3 protein-coding genes and 1 pseudogene are annotated in these 3,132 nt (G+C 56.3%); 2 read left to right on the forward strand and 2 right to left on the reverse strand.

Annotated features, from left to right (window positions below):
- Together I5W_RS21145 and I5W_RS21150 are read left to right on the forward strand one after the other, a co-directional pair.
- Positions 1-1,783 (forward strand): annotated as a pseudogene (locus tag I5W_RS21145) (hypothetical protein); the annotation flags it as partial.
- On the forward strand, positions 1,780-2,199 hold the full coding sequence (locus I5W_RS21150) for a CesT family type III secretion system chaperone (RefSeq protein ID WP_044530712.1): 420 nt from the start codon (positions 1,780-1,782) through the stop codon (positions 2,197-2,199). The pseudogene I5W_RS21145 and the gene I5W_RS21150, both read left to right, overlap by 4 nt.
- A gap of 116 nt (positions 2,200-2,315) precedes the next feature.
- On the opposite strand, the gene I5W_RS21155 is transcribed toward I5W_RS21150, so the two are convergent.
- Positions 2,316-2,750 carry an ExbD/TolR family protein gene (locus I5W_RS21155; protein ID WP_017455437.1) on the reverse strand — a complete coding sequence of 145 codons (435 nt, stop codon included), beginning with the start codon at positions 2,748-2,750 and terminating at the stop codon, positions 2,316-2,318.
- Between the two features lie 32 nt (positions 2,751-2,782).
- Positions 2,783-3,132 (reverse strand): ExbD/TolR family protein (locus I5W_RS21160; RefSeq protein WP_044530713.1); only part of this gene is annotated, 350 nt, incomplete at its 5' end.

The following is a 3,132-nucleotide window of genomic DNA, read 5'->3' on the forward strand; positions in this document are numbered from 1 at the left end:
GGGCACGGCGATAGTGCAATTGATGCAGTTGGCCGCTGGACCACTGGACCGAATGCGCGAAGGACGGTTGATCATGGCGGCCAATATTTCATGTGGGCCAGTCCAAACCAAGAATGATGTCCGCGATATGTTCCGGGCCCGGTACGTACAGCAGATGTGGCTGGTCGGCGATGGCATCAGCAATCGCTGCGATGACATACTCAAGAAGATCGCCCAGCTATGCAACGTTAATTACAAGGCGCTCAAGCAGTTCGATGAGGCTGGTGGTTTCAACCACGCCCGCTTCTCCCGGCCCCTGGACGAACCAGCACGCTTGCGTTGGGATGCGTTCAAGCAGGGCTGCGAAGGTCCGGCACTGGGCGGTTGCCGTGGGGCCATGGAAGAATTGGGACAACTGGTCGTTCTGGAAGAGCTCAACGAACTCCTGTCGATTGAAGCATTGGCGCGCGCTGGCACGCTATCCGCCGATCAAGCCAAGACACTCGCACAGCTACAAGCAAAATACCAAGACGACGGTCATTTCGAGACCTTGCGCGATGCTCTCGGACTTGATTCGTTGGAGGCCGCCAAGTCCTTGCGTGCATCTCCGCTGTCGGATGTGCTGGCCACGCAATTGCGACAGTTACAGCAGAAATACGAGGATCGCACATTGCTCGCAACTGAGGATTTCATCGACGTCAGCAGAGAACAGATGCTGGAATGGGGCGAGATGGCGCGCGCCGAAGGGGAGCTCCTGACGCCGCTGGAGCTGGCAGTGCGCAGCCGCCTGGAAGCCAAGGCCAGAACTAGCACGCTCAATATCGATTGCTGGAAAATGCCGCCCGCGCCTGACAGCGAGGACGAAGCACAAGAATTCCAGGTGCGTCGTGAAAAATCACTTACTCCCTATGAACATGCACTACTGCAGACCTTGCGGGTGCGCCCGAGCAATGATGCTGCCGGGTCTTTGGAGGCAGGCCACAGCGTGACCAACCACGACTTGGCCGAGCAGAAAATGGGAATGGCACTGCCTGTCTCTGCCCAGCTACAAGAACTTCTGGCAAGTCTGCGGCATCATCAACTCGATAAAGTGCTGCTCCCCTTCGACTACACGCATCTGACGCCGGAAACTACGCAATCCATCGCCAATATTTTCCTCAACGAAAAAAGTCGTATCGGTAATGCCAAGGATGCCATCACCACGCGATGGAATATGCCAGGCTACATCGTTCCGACGCTGGTTGTGCAAATCGCGCGCGCGACATTCATGGGTGTGGGTGGCACCGGATTCTTCTTTCTGCTTCAATCCGGTGCCGGCCTGGCGCGCTGGAGTATGCGAGACTCCTTTAGCTGCAAGCCGGGTGAGGGTCCTAATCACAATTCCATGATTTTTTCCTATGCCATGATGGGAACTTCCACATTGGCACTGGGTTTTGCGCTACTGGCTGCATGGGGTGGTCCTCAGTCGGTGAATACCGCGCGGGTGCGCCGTGAGTTCTTCACCCGCAAGGAGGGACGGCCGTCGTTCATCGAAATGTTCCGCCAGCACTACTTCTACTCGGCACGTCGTGCGGTCACCGACTATGCCGGCGAGCGGCTGTTCAGAGGTCCGAGAATCAAGACCCAAGCTCGGGCATTGATCACGCAAGCCCATGCCCGCCTTGATGCGCTCAGTGGTTCCAGTCCGGCGGCTGCACAAGATGCTCCAGGCGTCGTTGAGCAATCGGCGATATCGCCGCCGACAGAAGGCGCGAACGATCGATCGACGGTTACGCAAAATGATTCGATCTGGGAGGTGGTATGAGTGATGATAAGAGTACTTTCGACGACTTCGTGCGTGCACTGGGTCAGCAGATGGAAGTGCCACTGGATCCTGGACCGGGTCTGATCAGGCTGGACCTAAATGGTGTACCGTTCATGATCGCGTATGACCCGGTGCAATGGGGCGAGGATGGCCTGTTGATGGCGTGCGATTTCGGCGAGATTCCACAGGAAGACCGCTGCGCCATTCTTGAATCGATATTGGCGGCCAACCGTGATCTGCATGGATTGCATTCTCCGGTGTTTGCCATCGATGTCGATTCGGGCCACCTCCTGTCGATGTCAGTGTTGCCGCTGGAAGGCCTGGACCCGAGCCAGACCATGCTGACCATGATGAAGCATGTGGCCGTTGTCGATTGTTGGGAAAAGACCCACTTTCTTTCAACAGAGCCAAGCTGAGACGAATCTGCGCCGCCATAGTATGCCCCTCCAGATGCGTTTCCTCGATGCCAGGACAGTCCTGTGGGCCGTCAAGCCGGGTCAGGACTGTCTTGCTATCCGTCTGTTTAGGTGCGTCAAGGATTGAGATAACGCTCATTGCCGACGATGCCCAGCTTCTTGACCTCGAGGCGTTGGGCTGCAGCCAGAACGGCGGCAACATTCCGATAGGCCACATTGCTATTGGGACGAAGATGAACTTCGTCCTGATCTTGTTGTTGTGCAACATCGCGCAAGCGCGCCTCAAGTTCCGCTTCGGAAGCGACAATCGTTCCGTTCCAGAGGATCTTGCCGTTGTCGGTGACATCGATGGTCACCACGGCAGGCAGCTTGGGCGATGTCGTTGGCGGGGCCGGCACTGGCATGTTGAGATTGACCATGTGATTCTGAATCGGAATCGTGATGATGAACATGATGATCAATACCAGCATGACGTCAATCAGCGGGGTCATGTTCATTTCCAGTATGGGCGTAGCCTCGTCCCCATCTTGAGTATCGATCTGCATTGCCATGTATTCTCCTGAATGTTTCCTGGATCGGGCGCTCAGGGGCGAGCAGCAGGTTCCAGAATGAAGCCGATCTTTGCAATTCCAGCCTCCTGCGCCGCCATGAGAGTACGTCCGATGAACTCATAGCGTGCCGCCTGATCCCCGCGAAGATTGACCTCAGGCTGCGGTTTGCGGTCAGCGACAGCCTTTAGACGCGTCACCAGCGTTGCGCGATCAGCGATCGCTTCTTCGTTCCAGAACACCTGCCCATCACTGCGCACGGCAAGGTTGATGTTATCTGCCTTGGGTTGATAAGGGCGATTGATCTCATTGGGAAGCTTGATGGGTACCGTATGGGTAACGACCGGAACGGTGATCAGGAAGATGATCAGTAGACCAGCATCAC

It is taken from the genome of Herbaspirillum sp. B65 (assembly GCF_000333555.1).
GTDB lineage: Bacteria > Pseudomonadota > Gammaproteobacteria > Burkholderiales > Burkholderiaceae_D > Herbaspirillum > Herbaspirillum rubrisubalbicans.

Coding starts and splice junctions, on each gene's coding strand:
- I5W_RS21150 (WP_044530712.1), top strand. CDS start 1,780: ATGAGTGATGATAAGAGTACTTTCGACGACTTCGTGCGTGCACTGGGT.
- I5W_RS21155 (WP_017455437.1), bottom strand. CDS start 2,750: ATGGCAATGCAGATCGATACTCAAGATGGGGACGAGGCTACGCCCATA.